The organism is Escherichia sp. KTE96, assembly GCF_000408525.1.
Classification (GTDB): Bacteria; Pseudomonadota; Gammaproteobacteria; order Enterobacterales; family Enterobacteriaceae; genus Escherichia; species Escherichia marmotae.
On record NZ_KE137149.1, the window covers coordinates 1,342,810 to 1,364,822 of the forward strand.

14 protein-coding genes and 2 pseudogenes are annotated in these 22,013 nt (G+C 52.8%); 13 read left to right on the forward strand and 3 right to left on the reverse strand.

The window, feature by feature from the left end; translation table 11 throughout:
- Positions 1-178: 178 nt before the first annotated feature.
- From tssM to A1WG_RS08070, 8 genes and pseudogenes are all read left to right on the forward strand, one after another.
- Positions 179-4,045 (forward strand): type VI secretion system membrane subunit TssM, encoded by a 3,867-nt coding sequence (gene tssM / locus A1WG_RS08100; protein ID WP_001515761.1) that lies wholly within the window; start codon positions 179-181, stop codon positions 4,043-4,045.
- A complete protein-coding gene (locus A1WG_RS08095; RefSeq protein ID WP_001250469.1) occupies positions 4,045-4,809 on the forward strand; it encodes a TagF domain-containing protein in 765 nt (254 codons plus the stop codon). The genes tssM and A1WG_RS08095 overlap by 1 nt, the downstream gene beginning before the upstream one ends.
- Before the next feature lie 191 nt (positions 4,810-5,000).
- Positions 5,001-5,735 (forward strand): hypothetical protein, encoded by a 735-nt coding sequence (locus A1WG_RS08090; RefSeq protein ID WP_001515762.1) that lies wholly within the window; start codon positions 5,001-5,003, stop codon positions 5,733-5,735.
- Entirely contained in the window at positions 5,732-6,103 is a 372-nt protein-coding gene (locus A1WG_RS08085; protein ID WP_000767837.1) for a hypothetical protein, read from the forward strand. Before A1WG_RS08090 ends, A1WG_RS08085 begins: the two co-directional genes overlap by 4 nt.
- A 24-nt stretch (positions 6,104-6,127) precedes the next feature.
- Complete coding sequence (locus tag A1WG_RS08080; protein WP_001515763.1) at positions 6,128-8,341, forward strand: type VI secretion system Vgr family protein; 2,214 nt, start codon at positions 6,128-6,130, stop codon at positions 8,339-8,341.
- A gap of 23 nt (positions 8,342-8,364) precedes the next feature.
- On the forward strand, positions 8,365-8,808 hold the full coding sequence (locus tag A1WG_RS08075) for a DcrB-related protein (protein WP_000203117.1): 444 nt from the start codon (positions 8,365-8,367) through the stop codon (positions 8,806-8,808).
- 19 nt (positions 8,809-8,827) lie between these two features.
- A pseudogene (locus A1WG_RS24265) lies at positions 8,828-12,631 on the forward strand (RHS repeat-associated core domain-containing protein); the annotation flags it as partial.
- A gap of 314 nt (positions 12,632-12,945) precedes the next feature.
- Entirely contained in the window at positions 12,946-13,326 is a 381-nt protein-coding gene (locus A1WG_RS08070) for a hypothetical protein (RefSeq protein WP_001515772.1), read from the forward strand.
- Positions 13,327-13,680: 354 nt separating this feature from the next.
- On the opposite strand, the gene yafV is transcribed toward A1WG_RS08070, so the two are convergent.
- The gene (yafV, locus tag A1WG_RS08065; protein WP_001118059.1) at positions 13,681-14,451 is read right to left on the reverse strand and encodes a 2-oxoglutaramate amidase; all 771 of its coding nucleotides are present in this window, start codon (positions 14,449-14,451) and stop codon (positions 13,681-13,683) included.
- 180 nt (positions 14,452-14,631) lie between these two features.
- Between yafV and ivy the strand changes: the two genes are divergently transcribed.
- Entirely contained in the window at positions 14,632-15,078 is a 447-nt protein-coding gene (ivy, locus tag A1WG_RS08060) for an Ivy family C-type lysozyme inhibitor (protein ID WP_001515773.1), read from the forward strand.
- A gap of 206 nt (positions 15,079-15,284) precedes the next feature.
- Here ivy and fadE read toward each other — a convergent pair whose 3' ends face one another.
- On the reverse strand, positions 15,285-17,729 hold the full coding sequence (gene fadE / locus A1WG_RS08055; RefSeq protein WP_001515774.1) for an acyl-CoA dehydrogenase FadE: 2,445 nt from the start codon (positions 17,727-17,729) through the stop codon (positions 15,285-15,287).
- Positions 17,730-17,968: 239 nt separating this feature from the next.
- Here fadE and lpcA point away from each other — a divergent pair, with 239 nt between their 5' ends.
- Both lpcA and A1WG_RS08045 read left to right on the forward strand, forming a co-directional pair.
- A complete protein-coding gene (gene lpcA, locus A1WG_RS08050) occupies positions 17,969-18,547 on the forward strand; it encodes a D-sedoheptulose 7-phosphate isomerase (RefSeq protein WP_000284053.1) in 579 nt (192 codons plus the stop codon).
- Positions 18,548-18,749: 202 nt separating this feature from the next.
- A complete protein-coding gene (locus tag A1WG_RS08045) occupies positions 18,750-19,517 on the forward strand; it encodes a class II glutamine amidotransferase (protein ID WP_001515775.1) in 768 nt (255 codons plus the stop codon).
- Here the strand turns inward: A1WG_RS08045 and dpaA are convergent.
- On the reverse strand, positions 19,488-20,228 hold the full coding sequence (gene dpaA, locus A1WG_RS08040) for a peptidoglycan meso-diaminopimelic acid protein amidase (protein WP_001225687.1): 741 nt from the start codon (positions 20,226-20,228) through the stop codon (positions 19,488-19,490). The genes A1WG_RS08045 and dpaA overlap by 30 nt on opposite strands.
- A gap of 312 nt (positions 20,229-20,540) precedes the next feature.
- Between dpaA and A1WG_RS08035 the strand changes: the two genes are divergently transcribed.
- Both A1WG_RS08035 and rayT read left to right on the forward strand, forming a co-directional pair.
- On the forward strand, positions 20,541-21,293 hold the full coding sequence (locus A1WG_RS08035) for a C40 family peptidase (protein WP_001515776.1): 753 nt from the start codon (positions 20,541-20,543) through the stop codon (positions 21,291-21,293).
- 175 nt (positions 21,294-21,468) lie between these two features.
- Positions 21,469-21,967 (forward strand): annotated as a pseudogene (gene rayT / locus A1WG_RS0122065) (REP-associated tyrosine transposase RayT).
- Positions 21,968-22,013 lie beyond the last annotated feature (46 nt).

Sequence of the window (22,013 nt, forward strand, 5' to 3'; positions counted from 1 at the left end):
CAATAACAGCGTTGCCTCAGGGAAATGGGAACAGAGAAATAATCAAAATGTTGATTTATTTTATTTTGATAATTGTTCAGATTGCTCTTTATTTTTTTTCAGTAGCCCGTATTGGACGGATTTTTTCAGCTTGCGGCATTTTGCTATTACTGATTATCGCATGGAGTTCTGAACAATAATGCAAAAATTTCTCAGTCTGCTGTTTTCCCGCCGTGCGCTGGTCGTTGTCTGCGTGGTGGCGTTGGCGCTACTGGTCTGGTTTCTCGGGCCGCTGGTGGCGTTTGATACCCTGCATCCGCTTGCATCCGTGGGGAGTAGGGTAGTCACTATCGTTCTGTTACTAATGTTCCTCGCGCTGTGGCTGGTGAATTGGTCGATGAGCATCATTGGCGTGACGGTTCTGTGCCTGGTTATCGGCTTTGTCTCACCGTTGCTGGCCTTCGGTGACGTTCGCCCGTTTGCGCCGCTGTGGCTGCGTCTGACGCTGATCGGCATGATCCTGCTGAGCTATGCGCTGTATGGCCTGTACCGGCTTTGGCGGGCGTTGCGTCTGGATGAACAACTGCTGCGCCGTTTCTTGCATCCGCGCGGGGAAGACGTACCGGTGGCCGGGGAAATTAAGGCCGATCTGCGCACCGTCAGCCATATTTTCAACCGCGCCATCCGACAACTGAAACAACTGCGTGTGGATCTACCTGGTTGGCGTAAGGTCCTGGAAGGGAAACGCTTCCTGTACGAACTGCCGTGGTTCATGGTTATCGGCAGCCCCGGTGATGGTAAAACCACCGCGCTGCTTAACACCGGGCTACAGTTTCCGCTGGCGGAACAGATGGAGCAGACCGCGCATATCCTCACCGTGCCGGGCGGCGGCACGTTGCACTGCGACTGGTGGTTTACTAATGAGGCTGTGCTCATTGACACCGCCGGGCGCTATGCCCGCCACGATGATGGCGGTGAAATCAGTGCAACCCAGCGCAACGCCGGGGAATGGCAGGGATTTCTGGGGCTACTGCGTAAACACCGTCCCGGCGCGCCGCTGAACGGCGTAATTTTGACGCTGAATGTGGCAGATTTGACCGCACAATCCCCGGCTGAACGGCTGGCTGCCTGTGCAGCCCTGCGTGCGCGGCTGGCGGAACTGCGGGAGACACTGGGCATTCGTTTCCCGGTTTATCTGGTTGTCACCAAAATGGATCTGCTACCCGGCTTTACGGAGTATTTCCGTGGATTGACCAGTCACCTGCGTGCTCAGGTCTGGGGCTTTACTCTGCCATACAGCCGCAGGCGTCACGCCAGTGATTCGCAGTCACTGCATGCGCTCTGTGGTCAGGAACTGGCAAATCTGACGCTGCGGCTGGATCAGGGGATGGATAGTCGGTTGCAGGAAGAGTACGACCTTAAAAGCCGCCAACGGCTCTACCGCTTCCCGCGTGAATTTGCCGCGCTGGGCACGCCATTGCTGGAAGCCATTGAACAGATTTTCCTCGATTCAAAATTCGATGCCACCCAGCTTAACAACACCCTGCGCGGGGTATTTTTCACCAGTGCCGCACAGGCGCAGGCAGACGCCGTAGCAGACCAGACGGGCATCTGGCAGCGTTTTGTCCGGGCAATAAAAGGGAACGAGGAGTCTCCGTCCCATACTCTGCCGGATGGCAACCGAAGCTATTTTCTCCATGACCTGCTGACTAAATTTATCTTCCGTGAAGCGCACATGGTGGAGCCGAACCTTCAGTGGGCCTGGCGTTACCGCCTGCTGCGTACCGGTGGGCATCTGCTGGTACTGGCGCTGGCTTTCTGGTTGTGGCAGGGAATGCAGGGCAGCCAGCAGGGTAACAGCGATTATCTGCATGAAATCACCAACCGGACGACCCAACTGGATGATGACGTCAAAGCCTATACCGGAAAACCCGCCATGCAGCCGGTTCCCGCATTACTGAACCAGGCGCGGGCGCTCTCTGCCTGGCCGGGGTTGGATCCGGACTCACCGCCGCTGGCCTGGCGTTATGGTCTTTACAGCGTCCCTCCGGTGATGGAGAGCGTGGCATCCCTGTATGACCGCCTGCTTGACCAGTTACTGCTACCGCCGTTGGTGAAGCGCATGGAATACGTACTTTCGGATGCGATTGCCCGTCAGGACAGTAAAGCTGCCTATGACGCTCTGCATGTTTATCTGCTGCTGAACCTCGATAAAGACCACGAGGACAAATACAACGCCGCGGAGATCCACGCCTGGGTGTTGAACGATCTGAACAACCGCGACAGCGTGGCGGATTTCGGCGGTCGCGCAGCCGTGCTGGAACATATCGATGCTCTGTTTGACGGCAGTCGCGTGGTGCATTCGCCATACGAAAAAGATGAGGGGCTGATCCGCCTGGCGCGAGCCTTTCTTGACGGTCATACCAGCACCGAGCGTATCTATACTCGTGCACTGGCTTCTATGGAGAGCGAAGCGCCGCAGGAGTTTTCGCTGGTTCGTGCCGTGGGCGCGGATGCGGGAACGGTTTTTGTCCGCACGGATGGTGCGCCATTAGATCGGGGCGTGCCTGGCATCTTCACCCGCGAAGGCTACCGGGAACTGTTCGACAAACGGCTGTCGGAGTTTGTCGCCGCCGCATCAGCGGATGACGCCTGGGTGATGGGGCGCGAAAGTGCGCAAAAAAAAACGACTGAGATTGTAATGAGCCAGTTACCGGGACAGGAACTCCCGATTACCCGTGAAGTCCGTCGCCTGTACCTCGCTGAATATGCCCGCCGCTGGCAGGATTTTCTGGCAAGCATTCACAGCATCAACAGCGCTGGGGAAGACGGCAGCCCCGGACTGGCGTATGACCTTCAGGTCCTGCGTACTCTGGCCTCACCTGATTCCCCGCTGATGCGGCTGAGTAAAGTCGTGGTAGATCAGACCACCCTGGTGCCGCCGCTGGATGCGCAGGCCAGACAAAAGCAGATGGCTCAGCGAGCGCAGGATCGGCTTTCCGGTAATGCGGGGAAAGCGGTACAGACGGCGAAGCTGTTGCAGGACATCCATCCGGAAGAACGTCTGGAGAAAACACTGGTGGATGATCGTTTTGCCGCATTGCGGGAAGTGGTTTCCGGGCGTACGGACAGCGCACAAGGGGGCAGCGCACCACAGCTTAATTCGTTGCTGACGATGCTCAATGAGTATTACACCCAGCTCACCATTGCCGACAGTGCGCTGGCGGCCAGCACATTACCGGGCCGCATTTCGGCGGCGGATAAACTTCAACTGGAGGCAGCAAAACTGCCTGCACCGCTGAAAAATATTCTGCTGGATTTAACACAGCAGGGGACGCGCAAAATCAACGCCGGAACGGGTGAAGTGCTGAATGCGCAAATGGAGGCGGTGATCGGTGATGAGTGCCGTGATGCCATTGACGGACGCTACCCCTTTGCCGACAGCCCACAGGAAGTCAGTGCGGATGATTTTAACCGTATCTTTGCCAGCGGCGGCGTGCTGGATGCTTTCTGGACGAAGCAACTTGCCCCGCTGGCGGACACTGCCAGTAACCCGTGGCGCTACAAGCCGACCGAAGGCAACATGACATTGCTCGGGCCGGATCTGACACCGTTTCAGGAAGCAAAGCAGATCCGTAGCGTTTTTTTTAACGGGGAAGGCGGGAAAAAGTTCTCCTGGGCGATGCAGGTCCGCGTCGTGGATATGGACCCTGCCATCACCGAACTGGTGATTGACATTGACGGGCAGGTGCTGCGTTACGCTCACGGCCCGGTCAGGCCGCTGAAAGTGAGCTGGCCCGGGCCGCGTAATGGCTCAATGGCGGAAATCACCGCCAGCCCGCGCATCCGCCAGGACACCTCGACGTTACTGACTAACGGGCCGTGGGCGCTGTTTCATCTGCTGGATGCGGGTAACGCGCAGGAGACAGCGGTACGGGGAACTCAGCAGGTGGAGTACAGTTTTGATGGGCGGCGGGTGGTGCTGGAGATTACCGCTGGGCGGGATTTTGACCCGGTGAACCGGGGGCTACTGCAACGCTTCGCCTGCCCGGAGAGGACGCTTTGATGCGCCGGGCTACGGCAGTATCGGCTCCGGCGATGTTCGGCAGATTGCCGGACCAGCGTGACTACGTGCGCTGGCGGGTGAGTGCGAACGAAGCGCAGGTGTGGCAGGCATGGCTGAACCAGCAGACGTGGCTGGGACAGGGGCGGCATATTGTTCTGCCGGAAGGAACGGATGCTGCGAAGGCTGGAGCAAACAACGGCTGGATGCACCTGTCACCGCGTGAGAAAAAGACGCTACCGGAGCACCACCCATTGCCGTGGAGTTTTGTGCTATCGCCGGGGTTTCTCCCCATTGGCGGGCGTGATGAATGGCTGACCGGAGTATTGACCGCATCGCGAGACAGTACGGGCAGACCGTGGCCGCTGGTGATTTATCAGCGTGCCGGACGGGAATGGCTGGAAGAGAGCCTGGATGACACGCAGGGCTGGTTGTACTGGCTGGCGCAGTTGGCGGCAGTATATGTCTCACCACAGACAGAATGCTGCGGGCGGCTGGCAGAGCAGACAGATCAACTGTGGGCGATGTGGCGGCCGGGGCCGCGCTGGGCGCAGTGGCTGCGCGGCTTGCGACGTGTACCGCAGCGTAGCCGGGAACTCACCGGGCTACCGGACGCGCCGATAGTGGAATTGCCTGGTGTGCGCCACCTGCCGTGGCCAGGCTGGCCGGACAAAATGCTGGCGCAGGCGCAGCAGGGGCAAGGCTGGTTCTGGCAGCAGAACAGCGAGGGGCGGTATGTGGATGCGCTGCGGTTGGAGAAAAAATAATGTGCCCACGAATGCTGAGAATAGCTATACAAAAATATGACGATAAACGTGTAGATGGGAAACAAATATACCCCTGAACTTCAAGTTGATTGCTATTTGTTGACTTCAGGCTACCCCTGGTCCCGTCTGCATTGGTGGGTAAGCAATCATCTTCAGGTTTATTGGATATATAGCAATATAAGGAGGTGAACATGGGTAACTCTCATGATGAGGCTATTCAGCAGGCATACGATGCTTATGATGACTTAATGCTGGATAAACGATATATCAGGGACAATGATGCCTGGGGAGATTTAAGAATTGACCGTGAAAATGGTGCAATCTCATTATTGCTGAGATGGAAATATAATTGGATAAAAAGATGGGATGCAAAAACTGATTGGACAGATATGGAGAAAAATACCTTTCATGGGAAAGTTATTTTTGTCATTAATCAAACATGGAATAATAAGATTTTTTTATCCGTTTCTGGGAAGTCTGAGTTTGTCAGTAAGTTTAATGGTAAGGATTTACCTTTCACAATAGAAATAATTCAGACTGATCGTCATGGGTATTGGGATGTAGTGGTGTTTAAAATTGATAATGATGATCCAAATAGTTTTCGTCAGAGTTCCATTGTCTGGAATAGTCGATACGTGGAACTTGACTCTAAAGATATAGTTGCTGCAGCTAAATGTCTTGGTTCATCAAAAGCTTGCCATGAGCAAATAGGGTTGTCTCACGAGCTTGGGCATATTATTGGATATCTTACTGATGAATACTATAGTGATGATGCAGATAAAGCAACTACCCCATTTTCCGGGGATGCCAGTGCGTTAATGAATATTGGTATGGAGCTGCGCTCTCGTTATATGGGAAATGTCATTGAGCGGTTAAATAGAATGGTTCCGGGTTCTAATTTTTTTGTGAAAAGCGTAAAAAAATGAAACTAATATACGCTGTGATTATTTTTTTGATAGTGGGTGGGGCGAAAAATAACATGTCTGATATTCCTGGGCATGCTTATCTGAATGCGAGTGGTGTGTATAATGGAGTTGAAGAGAATGTTCTATTAAATAACTATGGTCAGCCAGCGTATGAATTTATAAAACCTCGTTATAAATTTGTTGGTGAATATTATATAGAAATTGAAAATACCTATCGCTCAACAAATCCTGAATTCAGAAATATCCCCATCAAAGAAATATTTTGGCATTTGCCGGGGGATTTAAATCTGACATGTTTTTTTCATTATAAAGATGGACAGTGGCGGGTTATTTCTTATTTTTTCTGGCCGCCGGGCGCTAAATTCTAATCCGATATTAAAGGAATAAATATCATGAGTTTTGTATCTACGGGTAATAAATCTGGCAGTAATGGTGGGCCAGCCATCACCACGCCGCCAATAGCCGGAGAAAGTAGTGCTGTAAGCGCAGGTTCAGCCGCAACAGATGTAGCTGATGCAGCCGAACAGATGGCAGAACAGGCAGCAGCGGATCTGTTTGGTGCGCTGCCGGAACCATCGGGACTGGTGAAAGCGGCGGTAGCCGCAGCGCAGGCCGCCGCTGCGGCGGCAGGGATCTCGGATATGGCTGGCGCAGTTCAGGATGCGGTGGCGTCGCTTGCAGCCGGTGGACTGGGGGCGCATAACATCACTGTAAGCGGTAGTGCGGTGCCACCGCAGATGCTGTTGTTCGCGGGGATGAATGGTTCGGAAGGGCTTGGAAATCTGTTTTCCTACACTGTGCAGCTTAAAACTCCAGACACCCTGAACCTGGGCTACGTTTCGCCCGCCGCCAATCTGCCGCTCAAGCCGATGGTGGGCAGAGATCTGTGCGTCAGTATCGAACTGGACGGTGGCGGAAAACGGTATATCAGCGGGCTGGTGACCGCTGCGCGGGTAGTCGGCCATGAGGGACGTTCGGTCACGTATGAATTACGCATTGAACCGTGGCTGAAACTGCTGACCCACACCAGTGACTACAAAGCTTTCCAGAACAAAACCGTGGTGGATATTCTCAGTGAAGTACTGGATGAATATTCCTTTCCGGTGGAAAAGCGGCTGGTGGAAAATTATCCGCCCCGCGCCTGGCAGGTACAGTACGGTGAAACTGACTTTGATTTCATTCAGCGCCTGATGCAGGAATGGGGGATTTACTGGTGGTTTGAACACAGTGAGAACAGCCACACGCTGGTGCTGGCTGATGCCATCAATGGTCATAAAGCATGCCCGGACTCGCCGCTGGTGGAGTGGCACCAGGAAGGACTGAAGCTGGATAAGGAGTTTATCCACACCATTACGGCCAGTGAGAAGCTGCGTACTGGAAAGTGGGTGCTGGACGATTTTGATTTTATGAAGCCACGTTCGCTGCTGAAAAGTACCGTAGCTAGTCCGCGCGATACCGGTCATGCTGAATATGAGCATTACGAATGGCCTGGTGATTACTTCACTACGGGAGAAGGTGAGATGCTGACGCGCATTCGTATGGAAGCACAGCGCAGCCCCGGCAGCCGTGTTGGCGGGGCGGGAAATATCCGTACCCTCATGACGGGCTACACCTTCACGCTGATGAATCATCCGACGGCAGAAGTTAACCAGGATTACCTGTTGGTACAGACCACGCTGTTTTTACGGGATAATGCGCAGCACAGCGGTCAGAACCAGCATTTTACCTATGTCACCACGTTTGAACTGCACCCCACCAGCGAAGTTTACCGTCCACAGCGAACCCTGAGCAAACCCCACACCAAAGGCCCGCAGAGCGCCATCGTCACCGGCCCGGCGGGGCAGGAAATCTGGACGGATAAATATGGGCGGGTGAAGGTGCAGTTTGGCTGGGATCGTTACGGTAACAATGACGAAAACAGCTCCTGCTGGATCCGTGTCAGCTATCCGTGGGCGGGGAAAGGATTCGGCATGATCCAGATCCCGCGCATCGGCCAGGAAGTACTGGTGGACTTTAAAAATGGTGACCCGGATTTACCGATAATCATCGGGCGCACCTACAACCAGGACACCATGCCACCGTGGGGGCTACCGGGCATGGCGTCGCAGAGCGGGATATTCAGTCACTCGTTAAAGGGCGGGCCGACGAACGGAAACATGCTGCGCTTTGATGACAAAACGGGTGCGGAAGAAGTGAAGTTCCACGCGGAAAAAGACCTGAATACTACGGTAAAAAACAATGAAACGCATACAGTCATGGTCGATCGCACAAAAACCATTGTTAAAAATGAAACCATCAGCGTGGGAGAAGACCGCAATGCCACCATCACAAAAAATGATGGGCTTTCCGTCAAACAGGCCCAAACCATCAATGTCGGAACGACATATCGTCTGGACGTTGTCGATCAATTTACCCTTCGCTGCGGCAATGCAGCGCTTGTATTACACAAGGATGGCTCGATTAAGTTTTGCGGAAAACAACTTTTACTGCACACCAGCGATGTTATGCAACTCATTGGCAGTGGAATTGATATGAACCCGGATGGCGGCAAAGCCATGACTGCGGATGATATTGCCCCGTTACCTACCCCGGACGCTTCTGAATAAAAAATATAAAAGGAATTTTTTCTATGACCAGCCTTTACCGTATTCAGGAGGGCAGCTTTGCCCTGCCTGAAACTTTTCTTGACCGCACCGTCAATATCTTCGTCCCGTCGGGCAATGAGAGAGCATCACCCAGCCTGAATATTTCCCGCGACACGCTCAGGCCAGAGGAAAACCTGACGACCTACATTGATCGCCAGATAGCATTGATGAAAAAAAACCTTGGCCAGCATCGGGTACTTTCGCGGGGAACGGCACTGGCGGGAGCCGGCGAAGATGCCATGACAGGTGAGCAGATCCTCGCCACCCACCGTTCTGGAAAAACAGAAGTGTATCAGCGTCAGGCCGGGTTTATCACCGGGTCAGCAAAGGTACTGGTGTTGACGCTGACCAGTCAGCGCCCTTTTGATGAGCACACCGACCAGCTATGGACTGCATGGTTGACCAGTTTTCAGCCTGCTAAAAACTAAAAAACAGGGAGGTTTTATCATGTATGAAGCCGCACGGGTGGATGATCCTATCTACCACACCAGCGCCCTTGCCGGTTTTTTGATAGGGGCCATCATTGGCATTGCCATTATTGCCGCCGCCAGCTTTGCTTTTGCTACCTGTGGTTTTTTTGCCGGACTTGTTCTGGGATTTCTGGCTGATCAGATCGCTTCCGGAGTCCTGCAACTTGGGGAGGCCATCGGGCGCTCGATACATTCCACAGCAGGAAAAATTCTGACCGGATCTGATAATGTCAGAACTAACAGTCGCCCGGCCGCGCGCGCCGTACTGAGTACGGTGATATGCGAAGACCATTCTCCGGAAATCCGCATTGCCCAGGGTTCCGGCAACATCTACATCAACAGTCAGCCTGCCGCCCGAAAAGATGATCATACTGAATGTGATGCGGTGATTGAGGATGGCTCCCCCAATGTCTTTCTCGGCGGCGGTACGCAGACGGTACTGGAAATCAGCCCGGAAATCCCGGACTGGCTGCGTCAGGTTGTGGATGTGCTGTATGTGGTCGCCGGAATGCTGGGGGGGCTGGCTGGAACCTCGCGTCAGGCGACAAAGATGGGCTCGAAATTTGGCACAAAATGCGCGGCAAAATTTATTGGTGGCGAAATTGCCGGGATGGGCATTTCCGAGGCCGCTATGGGATTGTTCAGCAACCCGGTTGATGTAACTACCGGGCAAAAAATTCTGCTGCCGGAAACGGATTTCACCCTGCCGGGCCGCCTGCCTGTTACCTGTTCGCGCTTTTATGCCAGCCATCTGGAAACTGAGGGGCTACTGGGCAAAGGATGGCGGCTGAACTGGGAAATAACCCTGCGCACCGATGAGAAATATATCACTCTGATTGGCGGCTAGGGGCGTGAGTTAAGTTATCCGAAAGACATGCTGACGCCGGGGCACCAGATATTCGATCCGGAAGAGCAGTTTTACCTGAGCCGCCTGCATGACGGACGCTATGTACTGCATTACACCGACCGCAGCTATTACATATTTGATGAATTTGATGACCACGGCGTCGCACCGTTACTTTTTATGGAGACGCCCTACCGACAGCGTATAGCTTTCGGGCGAGAGAACGGCAGGCTGGTGCGGGTGGCTTCCAGCAGCGGGCACCATCTGTTATTGCACCGCACAATGACCCCGGCGGGGGAAAGACTTTCGCATATTGAACTGGTGAAGGGAGGACGTCCCGGTAACCTGGTGGAATATCGTTACGACAATAACGGGCAACTGACCGGTGTGGTGAACCGGGCCGGTGTGGCAGTGCGGCAGTTCGCCTATGAAAATGGCCTGATGGCAGAGCACCGCAACGCGACAGGCTTCACCTGTACCTACCGCTGGGAAGAGATTGAGGGGGTTCCCAGGGTGGTGGAGCACTCGACCAGCGATGGCGAGGATTACCGGTTCCGCTATGATTTTGCTGGCGGGCAGACGGTGGTTACCGGCAGGCCGGGGCATAAGTGGCAGTGGTGGTTTGATGAACAGACGTATGTGACTGCGCACCGGACGGCGGGCGGGAGGATGTACCGCTTCACGTACAACGAAAACCATTTTCCCGTAGCAGTTGAACTCCCCGGCGAACGCAGGGTAACGCTGGAATACGACACCCTGAGTCGGGTGGTGAAAGAGACGGATCCGGCAGGCCGGGTGACACAGACGCAGTGGAACGGCAGTTTTGATGAAATCACTCGTCGTGCGCTGGATGACGACCATGTGTGGAAAGCGGGTTACAACGAACACGGTCAGGTAATACAGGAAACAGACCCGGAAGGACGCGTCACGCGCTACGGGTATGATGAACAGGGGCTGGCAGTCAGCCGCACGGATGCGAGGGGCGGCCTGGTTGCGCTGGTGCACGATGCGCGCGGTCAACTGGTGCGTTACACCGACTGTTCAGGGCGCGCCACGGGTTATGAATACGATGAAGACGGCAACCTGACGGCGGTGACGGACGCGGAAGGGAAAACGGTACACATCAGCTATAACCGTCTGGGACAGCCGGAGACAGTTAGCCATCCGGGCAAACAGCAGGACCGTTACACCTGGAACGCGCTGGGATTACTGAGCAGCCACCGTCGTCTTACGGGCAGTATACAGAGTTGGCAGTATACGCCGCGGGGGCTGTTGACGCTCCACACGGATGAAGAGAAACGGGAGACGCGCTGGCATTACACTGCGGAGGGGTGGATTGCCAGCCTGAGCAACGGCAACGGGGCGCTTTACCGGTTCAGTCACGATGCGGATGGACGACTGACGGGAGAACAGCGCCCGGACGGCCTGATACGGATGTTTGCGCTGAATGCGGGCGGGTATCCGGTCATCATCCAGACGCAGGGTACAGAAGGCGGGGTGCGCAATGAGAAACAGCAGCGTGATGTGCTGGGTCGCCTGCTGCGCAGTGACACGCAGCACAGTACACGGACCTTCAGCTACAACCGTCTTGACCAGATAACGGAGGTGACGCTCACCCCCACGGAAGAAGGTGAGCGTCTGCACCACATGCAGGCGGACAGGGTGCGCTTCGCGTATGACCGCAGCGGGTGGCTGACGGCAGAGCACAGCGTACACGGCAGCATAAAATATCAGCGCGACGCGCTGGGCAACCCCACCGATATTACCCTGCCGGACGGGCAGCACCTCAGCCATCTTTACTACGGCAGCGGGCATCTGCTCCAGACGGCGCTGGATGGTATCACGGTCAGTGAATATGAGCGTGACAGTCTGCACCGCCAGGTGATGCGCACCCAGGGGGCGCTGACGACGTTCAGCGGCTACAACGCCGACAACCGGTTAAGCTGGCAGCGCAGCCTGCCAGGCGGCAGCCGGAGTCCGCAACAGGCCGGAAATCCCCCGACACAGAGCGACAGCGTGACGGGGCGGGATTACATCTGGAACGCAGACGGTGAAGTCAGCGGCATTAACGACAAACTGCGTGGCTGCCTGGTGTTCAGCTATGACCGGAGCGGCTGGCTGACCGGTCGTACGGGGCAGATGTACGACCATGACCATTATTATTACGACAAAGCAGGCAACCTGCTGACGGATGAATATCAGGGAGCGGTGATGGACAACCGCCTGCCGGGCTACGGGCGTGACCGTTACCGCTATAACGAATGGGGTGAACTGACAGAGCGGCGAGAACAGCAACTGGAGTGGAACGCACAGGGTCAGTTAACGCGGGTCATCAGCAGCAACAGCGAGACGCGGTATCAGTACGATGCGCTGGGCAGGCGTATCAGCAAGGCGACGTATGGCCGCCATACGAACCAGAGGGAACAGCGGCGGACGACGTTTGTGTGGGAAGGATTCCGGCTGTTGCAGGAGACAACGTGGCAGGGAAAGCGGACGTACCTGTACGACGCGGAACAGCCGTACACGCCGGTGGCGGCCATCACCGGGCGCGGAGAAAGCCGGAAAATCTGGTATTACCACACGGACCTGACGGGCACGGTACAGGAGGTGAGCGCATCGGACGGAACACTGGTGTGGGCGGGCTACCAGGCGGGGTTCGGAGAAAACCGGGGCGACATCAGCAACAGCGGGGCGTACTTTGAACAGCCGCTGCGGCTGCCGGGGCAGTACTTTGACGAAGAAACGGGGCTGCATTACAATCTGTTCAGATATTATGCGCCGGAGTGTGGGCGGTTTATCAGCCAGGATCCGATAGGGCTGGCGGGTGGGCTGAACCAGTATGCTTATGCGCCTAATCCTCTTAAATATATTGATCCGCTTGGATTAACTCCATGTGCTGTTAGCAACCAAAAAGCGAATCGTTTATTAGATAGTGGTGAAACCAAAGTTACTGTTAGGTCTAGAAGTGACGCTGAACAATTGTTTATGGATAGATATTTAGGTCATAACTATAAAAATATGACAGGTGAGTCAGGCCCAAGCACTAAGAACTTAATGGAATATCTTACTGGAAATAAAACAAAAGCAGGTTCATATCATTGGGATGATATAAAAGATCCTTCTGTAACAAAACCTCCATATAGAGTATCAGGTCATGGGCCAGGAAATCCTGATGGTGATTTACCACATTTACAAGTTCATCAACATGATGGGAGTGTTATACATATATTTTTCCCGTGGGAGACATAATAATGAACAATCTCAATACATTGTTACGTGGAAAGGTTTTGCTCAAAGAAATTAGTCCATTAATGCCTGGATATAGAACATGGGTTGAAATTTCATTGATCGATGAATTAAAACCATCTTATCCTTTTAGATTAGATGAATATGCTATGATAGGGCATTCACCTTATGCTAATGAATGTAGTAAAGATGACGCTAAATTTAAACTACGAATATCATCATTTTTAGCTTCTGACATAGATAATGAATACGATCCATCATATGATTATGTTGGAAAATATGAAGTTATCGCTTCACTTAATGAGTTAAAAGCTAGGTTAAGTACTCTTCATGTAAACTTGGAGCAATTTATAAATTCATCGGAAGATGATGAGTATCCATTATAATAAGACAGAATAAAAAGCCGGGAAGGTTTTAAAACTTTGGACTGCACCCCAAAAGTTGGACACCCAACTGATTAAGGTGCAGTTTTTTATGGCAAAGCCAAAATATTCTCTCGAAACCAGATTAGCTGTCGTTAATCATTATCTTGCCGGCTTTTTATTATTTAACTCTCGTTCAGCACACTAAACATCCCGTCCCGCATCCCCTTAACCACCTGTTTAACCTGATAAATTTCCTTCCTCAGTTCCTGTACTTCGTCGCTTTCAGCGATCAGGCTTAGGCATCCCTCCGAGATCTTCACGGTAAGGTTCGTGCCGATCTCAACTCCCGCTTCTCTCACCTATCTGGCGCTGATTTCACCACAACCTGAACTCATCCGCATCCTGCCATGCCGGGAATTTTTCGCGATACTCCCGTAACGCCACCATCGAAAGTTCAGCGTCTATACGCGTAGCCTGATGTGGTTCGGCGGTGGCGATAATCTCGCCTTGCGGATTAATCACCCGGCTGTCGCCGCGATAGTGGCAGCCGTTGCCATCGCTGCCGACGCGATTACATCCCGCGACATACGCCTGATTCTCAATCGCGCGGGCCGTCAGCAATGCTTGCCAGTGCAAAGAGCGCGGGGCAGGCCAGTTGGCAACGTAGATTGCGAGGTCATAATCATTGAGATTGCGCGACCACACCGGAAAGCGCAGGTCGTAGCACACCAGCGGCAAAATACGCCAGCCGCGCCATTGCACAATCACTCGCTCATTGCCTGCTTTATAATGCAGATGTTCATCCGCCATCCGGAACAGATGACGTTTATCATAAAAATGCACCGTGCCGCCTGGCTCTACCAGCAAAAATCGATTAACCGAACCAGCGTCCGTTTGCAATGCAACACTGCCTGCAATCAGCGCATTGCACTGTTGCGCTTTAGCGGTCATCCAGTTCACAACATCATCTTGCGCTAGCGATGAAACCGCAGCTTCCATGGCAAAGCCGCTGGTAAACATCTCCGGTAGAACGATCACATCGCGCCCGGTAATACCTTCCAGTTGACGATCAAAATGGCGCAGGTTGGCAGGACCATCCATCCACACCAACGGTTGCTGCAAAAGCGTAATCTTCAAACCAGGCACGGTGTACAACTCCTTTATTTGAGGGGTTTTATAACTTTAACACTTTATCGGGTTATTACCTTACTGCGGTAGAGATTGATAACAAATGCTGATATTGGAAATATCTTATTTGCAAATTACTGTGTTATAGCCAATCTTTAGGGCGTTAATAACATGGGCAGGATAAGCTCGGGAGGAATGATGTTTAAGGCAATAACGACAGTCGCCGCTTTGGTCATCGCCACCAGTGCAATGGCGCAGGATGATTTAACCATTAGCAGCCTGGCAAAGGGTGAAGCCACCAAAGCAGCGTTTAATCAGATGGTGGAAGGGCATAAGTTGCCCGCCTGGGTGATAAAAGGCGGTACTTATACCCCCGCGCAAACAGTGACGTTGGGAGATGAGACGTATCAGGTGATGACTGCGTGCAAACCGCATGACTGCGGCTCGCAACGTATTGCGGTGATGTGGTCCGAGAAATCTAATCAGATGACGGGGTTGTTCTCGACCATTGATGAGAAAACGTCGCAAGAGAAGCTCACCTGGCTAAATGTGAACGATGCGCTCTCGATTGATGGTAAAACGGTGCTGTTTGCAGCGTTGACCGGCAGCCTGGAAAACCATCCGGATGGCTTTAATTTTAAATAATTAGCGGATAAAGAAACGGAGCCTTTCGGCTCCGTTCTGATTGTTGACAAAGTACGCGTTGTTCATGCCGGATGCGGCGTGAACGCCTTATCCGTCCTGCAAAATCGTGAAAATTCAATATATTGCATGAATCACGTAGGCCTGATAAGCGTAGCGCATCAGGCAATCTTACGTTTGTCATCAGTCTCAAATGAAACCTTTCGGCATTACGCGGCTTCAACTTTCCGTACTTTCTCCGGCAACTTTACCGGCTTCGTCGCCAGCTCTTCCGGGTCAAAGTCATCAACGTTAATACTGCGCAGACGGCTCTCTTCTGCTTTTACCAGAATGGCGGCTTCATCTTTATCAATCAGCCCCTTCGCCAGCGCGTTGCGCGCCAGTTCATCCAGACGGGTAAATGGCAGGTTTTTACCCAGCTCTTTACAGATGCGCTGATGAATGGGGTCGGCGGCAATCACATCCACCAGTGCCTCTTCCAGCAAACCAACCGGATTATGCTCGCTCGGCGTCAGATACTGACCGCGGCCAATGCGTGAACGGGTGGCGTTTGGCACTTGTAAAATCTTCGCCACTTTATGATCCAGCTTGTCAGACGGTGCCAGATAATGACGTCCGGTCGGGAAGATCACCACATTCAGCAACCCGGCAACCACGCGGTTCGGGAAGTTTTGCAGTAAATCGTCCATCGCCTGTTCAGCCTGATACAGTGCATCCTGTACGCCCCAGTGCACCAGCGGCAGGTCAGCTTCATTGCGGCCTTCATCGTCATAACGCTTCAGAACGGCGGAGGCGAGGTAAAGCTGACTTAAAATATCCCCCAGACGTGCCGAGATACGTTCACGACGTTTCAGGCTGCCGCCCAGCACCGCCATCGAGACATCAGAAAGCAGGGCGAGGTTAGCGCTCAGGCGGTTAAGATGCTGATAGTAGCGTTTAGTGGCATCGCCGGTTGGCGTGCTGCTGGTTAAACCGCGCGTCAGGCCCAGCCAGAAGCTGCGAACTTTGTTGCTACCGACGTGACCGATATGTTTGAACAGCAACTTATCAAATGCGTTAACGTCATTATTTTTCGCCGCTTCCATCTCTTCCAGCACATACGGATGGCAACGAATCGCTCCCTGACCGAAGATCATCATGCTGCGGGTCAGAATGTTGGCACCTTCAACGGTGATGGCGATCGGCGCGCCCTGGTAAGCTCGTGCCAGGAAGTTGCTCTGCCCGAGCATAATGCCTTTACCGCCGGTGATATCCATCGCATCAATAATCGACTGCTGCCCGCGATGGGTACAGTGATACTTAACGATAGCCGACAGCACGGCGGGTTTTTCACCGAGCATAATGCCGTAGGTAATCAGCGATGCCGCAGCATCCATTACGTAGGCGTTCCCGGCAATACGCGCCAGCGGCTCTTCAATCCCTTCCATCTTACCGATAGAGATTTTGAACTGACGACGAATGTGAGCATACGCACCGGTTGCCAGAGCCACCGACTTCACGCCGCCGGTTGAGTTGGAAGGCAGGGTGATGCCACGGCCCACCGAGAGACACTCCACCAGCATCCGCCAGCCTTGCCCAGCCATTTTCGGGCCGCCGATAATGTAATCGATCGGTACGAAAACATCTTTGCCGCGTGTCGGTCCGTTCTGAAATGGCACGTTCAGCGGGAAGTGGCGACGACCAATTTCCACGCCCGGCGTGGTGGTTGGGATTAGTGCACAGGTAATACCTAAATCTTCATCACCGCCGAGCAGTTTTTCTGGATCAGAGAGCTTAAACGCCAGTCCGAGCACGGTCGCAATCGGTGCCAGCGTAATGTAGCGTTTGTTCCAGGTCAGACGCATTCCCAGCACCTGCTGCCCCTGCCATTCACCCATGCAGACAATCCCGGTATCTGGAATCGCACCCGCATCGGAACCCGCTTCCGGGCTGGTCAGTGCAAAGCAAGGGATCTCCTGACCACGCGCCAGACGTGGCAGATAGTGATTTTTCTGCTCGTCAGTACCGTAATGTTGCAGCAGTTCGCCCGGACCTAATGAGTTCGGCACGCCGACGGTAATCGCCAGGATCCCGCTCACGCCAGAGAGCTTTTGCAGCACGCGAGACTGGGCATAAGCCGAGAACTCCAGCCCGCCGTACTCTTTTTTGATGATCATCGCAAAGAAACGATGCTCTTTCAGATATGCCCACAGCTCCGGCGGCAGATCCGCCAGCTCATGCGTAATCTGGAAATCATTTGCCATCCGGCAGGCTTCTTCTACCGGACCGTCGATAAACGCTTGCTCTTCAGCAGTCAGGCGTGGTTGTGGATAGTTATGCAGCTTTTTCCAGTCCGGTTTGCCCTGGAACAAGTCACCTTCCCACCAGGTGGTGCCTGCATCAATCGCTTCTTTCTCGGTGCGCGACATCGGCGGCATCACCTTACGGAAACCACGAAACACCGGCGCAGAAATCATCGATTTACGCATAGGCGCAAAGTTAAACGGCACGAGGATAATGGCCAGAGGCACCAGTACCCACGCCGACCACAGACCTGCGACGCCGAGGGCGGCTGTCCAGGCGAGCAAAAGCAGACTGCTGAAAAATAAGCTCACGCGGTGATAAAACAACGCGCCGAGCAGGACACCCGTAGCGAGAATACTCAAAATCATCATAACGAAAAGCCCCTTACTTGTAGGAGGTCTGACCACTTGTGATGATATGGTTGTAGTAGATGTAAAAATATTTAGCAATGTATTTACAATATAATTACAACAAAGCTCACATTGTTGCTGTTTTTATCCCCACTTCAGGTCAAAAAGTCCTGGCCATTGCGCTGCCCTGGACTTCTCGCTTCTGGCGGTATCCGGTACACTGCATTTTGTCTATTTAATTTATGCTGAAGGATATCCTCATGTACCAGGATCTTATTCGTAACGAACTGAACGAAGCGGCGGAAACGCTGGCTAACTTTTTAAAAGATGACGCCAATATTCACGCCATTCAGCGCGCGGCGGTCCTGTTAGCAGACAGCTTTAAAGCCGGTGGTAAGGTGCTTTCCTGCGGCAACGGCGGTTCCCATTGCGATGCTATGCACTTTGCAGAAGAGTTGACCGGTCGTTACCGTGAAAACCGTCCGGGCTATCCGGCGATTGCCATTTCTGATGTCAGCCACATCACCTGCGTCGGTAACGATTTTGGATTTAACGATATTTTCTCCCGCTACGTTGAAGCGGTAGGTCGCGAAGGTGACGTGCTGCTGGGGATCTCCACTTCCGGTAACTCTGCAAACGTGATCAAAGCGATCGCGGCGGCGCGTGAGAAGGGGATGAAAGTGATCACCCTGACCGGTAAAGACGGCGGCAAAATGGCTGGCACAGCGGATATTGAAATTCGCGTTCCGCACTTTGGCTATGCCGACCGTATTCAGGAAATTCACATTAAAGTGATCCATATTCTGATCCAGTTAATCGAAAAAGAGATGGCTAAGTAAGTCTGGCGTAGGCCGGATAAGGCGTTTACGCCGCATCCGGCATTTGTGCGCTGATGCCTGATGCGACGCTGACGCGTCTTATCATGCCTACAAATCTGTACCCGAACTGTAGGCCGGATAAAACGTTTACGCCGCGTCCGGCCAGAAAATCCTTAAACCAATCTTCGCCGGGGGCATCCCCCTGCTGTTGTGGAGGTTACCGATGTGCGAACTGCTCGGGATGAGCGCCAACGTCCCAACCGATATCTGCTTTAGTTTCACTGGGCTTGTGCAGCGCGGTGGTGGAACCGGGCCGCATAAAGATGGCTGGGGAATCACTTTTTACGAAGGCAAAGGTTGTCGCACATTTAAAGATCCACAACCCAGCTTTAATTCCCCCATCGCCAAACTGGTTCAGGACTATCCGATAAAATCCTGCTCGGTAATCGCTCATATTCGCCAGGCGAATCGGGGCGAGGTGGCGCTGGAAAATACTCACCCGTTTACCCGTGAACTGTGGGGACGCAACTGGACGTATGCGCATAATGGGCAACTGACGGGCTATAAATCACTGGAAACCGGCAACTTTCGCCCGGTGGGCGAAACCGACAGCGAAAAAGCCTTCTGCTGGTTGTTGTATAAATTGACGCAGCGTTATCCGCGCACACCGGGCAACATGGTGGCGGTATTTAAATATATCGCCTCACTGGCGGATGAACTGCGGCAGAAGGGCGTCTTCAACATGCTGCTTTCGGACGGACGTTACGTGATGGCGTATTGTTCAACCAATCTGCACTGGATCACCCGCCGCGCGCCGTTTGGCGTGGCAACGTTGCTGGATCAGGATGTGGAAATCGACTTCAGCTCGCAGACCACACCGAATGATGTGGTCACGGTGATTGCAACTCAGCCGCTGACGGGCAATGAAACCTGGCAAAAGATTATGCCAGGCGAATGGCGCTTATTTTGCCTCGGGGAGCGTGTAGTTTGATGCCAGTTGTGGTTGCACCACTTCGTGGCTCAACGGCTTGCTGACCACGTAACGGCCATTGACGACAGAAACCGTCGGTGGCTTACGAGTCTGTTCAAAGTAGTCGTAGCCCGGCTTCAGTTGTTCCCAGAAGTCCTTAAAGTTGGAATACTTATGGCGCTTCATATTGGCGTCGGTCATGCGGAAAGGATAAATGCTCACCTGCACACTCGGCTGACCAAACACCAGTGCGCCAGTAACGAACTGGAAAATCTCATCAATACCCTGATTGGTCATCGCGTAGCAACCGATAGAAACACAATCGCCGTGAATCATCAGGTATTTCCCTTCGTAACCATGCGCGCGGTCATAGGCGTTGGGGAAACCAATATTAATTGCTTTGTAGTAACGGCTGTCTGGTTTTAATTGATTACGCTGAACGCTATAAAACCCTTCCGGACTTTTGAAATCGCCCTGACGCTGTTTGGGGCCTAACCCGCCGGAATATTTACAAATTTTGTAGCTGTCGAGTAATTGATATTGCTCGCCCATTTTGACGTAGAGATCGAGCGTGCGCTCTTCCTTGAAGATTTGGATGTAGACAGGGGAGCCCATCAACTGCTGCTTATACTCTTTGCTCACTGGCGTGGTGGAACTACCGCTGCCCAGCAAACTGGCAAACGAAACGCACGGGATCAACAACATCGCAAGAATTAATGCGATTTTACGCATACTGCTTATTCCTTGATAAAACGGTTACACACGCCAGGGCGGCAAAATAGATCCCAAATCGGAATAGTCTGGATTTGGAAGGCTCACATTAGCACCAAAAGAGTTTTACGCAAGCCTGTCGGTGCTGGGTTTACAAATTTAGCATAAAGGGCGATTTTCAAAAGTCCGAAAAGCGGCTGTATAGCGGATTTATTACTTATTTCCTAAGGTTATGAAACTGCAATAGTAATATGCAAATAAGCGATTAATAATCCTATTTACCCACCCGCTCCTTTAAAATTATCACCTTCATTCAGCCAGTTTATATCCTTCATGTATTCGTTCTCTCATGGCAGATTTCTGCGCCTGGGCGTGTTTTTTTTGTCCCTTTGGCTTCCTATATTTGCCAACGCCACTCCCGCATCACACACCTCCTTCAGTTACGCCGCCCGCCAGCGGATGCAAAACCGTGCGCGATTGCTAAAGCGATACCACGCGCATCTGAAAAAACAGGCCAGCTACATTGTAGAAGGGAACGCACAAAGCAGAAGGGCGCTGCGCCAGCACAACCGCGAGCAGATAAAACAGCATCCAGAATGGTTTCCTGCGCCGCTCAAGTCGAGTGACAGACGCTGGCAGGCGTTGGCAGAAAACAACCATTTCTTAAGCAGCGACCACCTGCACAATATCACCGAAGTGGCGATCCACCGCCTGGAGCAACAGCTTGGTAAGCCTTACGTCTGGGGCGGCACGCGGCCTGATAAAGGCTTCGACTGCAGCGGGTTGGTTTTTTATGCCTACAACAAAATTCTCGAGGCGAAGCTCCCGCGCACGGCCAATGAGATGTATCACTACCATCGGGCAACGATTGTGGCGAATAACGACCTGCGCCGGGGAGATTTGCTGTTTTTCCATATCCACAGCCGCGAGATAGCCGATCATATGGGCGTGTATCTGGGCGATGGGCAATTTATCGAGTCGCCACGTACCGGCGAAACCATTCGGATAAGCCGGTTAGCTGAACCTTTCTGGCAGGACCATTTTTTAGGTGCTCGGCGGATTTTGACGGAAGATACGATTTTGTAGGACGGATAAGGCGTTTACGCCGCATCCGGCAATTGTGCTCCGATGCCTGATGCGACGCTGGCGCGTCTTATCATGCCTACAAATCTGTGCATTTTTGCGAGCTGCTTTCCCGATATAACATAACCTCATTGTCGACTTTTCCTTTTCTTCTTACCGTTGAGAAAAAGGAGTCGCTATGTCTGAATATCGTCGTTATTACATCAAGGGGGGGAACCTGGTTTTTCACGGTAAATTTACGGAATCGTCGAAGCCAGCTTTTGACCACCCAGTATCAGATGCTCCGTAACGCCATTGTTAAAGTTAAGCGAGCCAGACCTTTTGAAATTAACGCCTGGGTAGTTTTGCCGGAGCATATGCACTGTATCTGGACATTACCCGAGAGCGATGATGATTTTTCTTCTCGCTGGCGGGAGATTAAAAAGCAATTCACCCATGCTTGTGGATTGCAAAATATCTGGCAACCGCGTTTTTGGGAGCACGCCATCCGCAATACCAAAGACTATCGCCATCATGTTGATTATATTTATATAAATCCAGTAAAACATGGCTGGGTAAAGCAAGTAAGTGATTGGCCATTCTCAACGTTTCATCGCGATGTCACGAAAGGGTTATATCCCATCGATTGGGCGGGAGACGTAATGGATTTTAGTGCCGGGGAGCGTATCATTTTGTAATTGTGCGCTAGTGCCGGATGCGCTTACGCTTATCCGGCCTACAAAT

Bases quoted from the DNA above. Each gene is read 5' to 3' on its own strand.
- fadE (WP_001515774.1), bottom strand. From the start codon at position 17,729: ATGATGATTTTGAGTATTCTCGCTACGGGTGTCCTGCTCGGCGCGTTG.
- A1WG_RS08090 (WP_001515762.1), top strand. From the start codon at position 5,001: ATGGGTAACTCTCATGATGAGGCTATTCAGCAGGCATACGATGCTTAT.
- tssM (WP_001515761.1), top strand. From the start codon at position 179: ATGCAAAAATTTCTCAGTCTGCTGTTTTCCCGCCGTGCGCTGGTCGTT.
- A1WG_RS08080 (WP_001515763.1), top strand. From the start codon at position 6,128: ATGAGTTTTGTATCTACGGGTAATAAATCTGGCAGTAATGGTGGGCCA.
- A1WG_RS08035 (WP_001515776.1), top strand. From the start codon at position 20,541: ATGTATTCGTTCTCTCATGGCAGATTTCTGCGCCTGGGCGTGTTTTTT.
- A1WG_RS08085 (WP_000767837.1), top strand. From the start codon at position 5,732: ATGAAACTAATATACGCTGTGATTATTTTTTTGATAGTGGGTGGGGCG.
- dpaA (WP_001225687.1), bottom strand. From the start codon at position 20,228: ATGCGTAAAATCGCATTAATTCTTGCGATGTTGTTGATCCCGTGCGTT.
- A1WG_RS08095 (WP_001250469.1), top strand. From the start codon at position 4,045: ATGCGCCGGGCTACGGCAGTATCGGCTCCGGCGATGTTCGGCAGATTG.
- ivy (WP_001515773.1), top strand. From the start codon at position 14,632: ATGTTTAAGGCAATAACGACAGTCGCCGCTTTGGTCATCGCCACCAGT.
- A1WG_RS08075 (WP_000203117.1), top strand. From the start codon at position 8,365: ATGACCAGCCTTTACCGTATTCAGGAGGGCAGCTTTGCCCTGCCTGAA.
- lpcA (WP_000284053.1), top strand. From the start codon at position 17,969: ATGTACCAGGATCTTATTCGTAACGAACTGAACGAAGCGGCGGAAACG.
- A1WG_RS08045 (WP_001515775.1), top strand. From the start codon at position 18,750: ATGTGCGAACTGCTCGGGATGAGCGCCAACGTCCCAACCGATATCTGC.
- A1WG_RS08070 (WP_001515772.1), top strand. From the start codon at position 12,946: ATGAACAATCTCAATACATTGTTACGTGGAAAGGTTTTGCTCAAAGAA.